Genomic DNA, 523 nt, shown 5'->3' with positions numbered 1-523 from the left:
CAAGCATGAAACTCCTTTGGATATTTGCTGGAGTCGTCCGTTTCCCAAAGGGGCGACGCCTTCTTCGGTTACTGTCACAAGGACTACGGGTGGCAAATTCTATATTTCGCTCCTGACCGAAGAAGAAGTCTCGCCCTTGCCAAAAGTGAAGGGCGAGGTAGCCGTTGATCTGAATACTTCCGAGATTGTCTGTTCAAACGGAAAGCGCTATGCAACCCCGCTCAAACTTCAGGTGCTGGAGCAACGCAAGCGCCGTTACCAACGCGCTTGCCGCCGAAAGGTTGCGGCGGCCAAGGTGTCGATGGGATTGAGCCGGAATGCGAAATTATCCAAGGGCGTAAAGTTGCCCGTTTCCAATAATTTACGCAAAGCCTACTGGAAAGTGGGTCGCGTCACCGAACATGCCGCCAACGTCCGCAAGGACTGGCAGCATAAACTCACCACCTCCATCGTTCGCGAGAACCAAACGATTGCGATGGAATCCCTGTATGTCCGTGGCATGACGGCTAGTGCGAAAGGAAGT

The 523-nt window shown here is 53.2% G+C and carries 1 protein-coding gene; it reads left to right on the top strand.

Annotated features, from left to right (window positions below; all coding sequences use genetic code 11):
- Positions 1 to 16 precede the first annotated feature (16 nt).
- Positions 17 to 523: RNA-guided endonuclease InsQ/TnpB family protein (locus tag IV91_RS0115170; RefSeq protein WP_324603976.1), on the top strand; the 507-nt coding region annotated here is incomplete at its 3' end.

The organism is Ferrovum myxofaciens (assembly GCF_000735045.1).
Lineage (GTDB): Bacteria > Pseudomonadota > Gammaproteobacteria > Burkholderiales > Ferrovaceae > Ferrovum > Ferrovum myxofaciens.
This window is presented reverse-complemented; position numbering and strand designations above follow the sequence as displayed.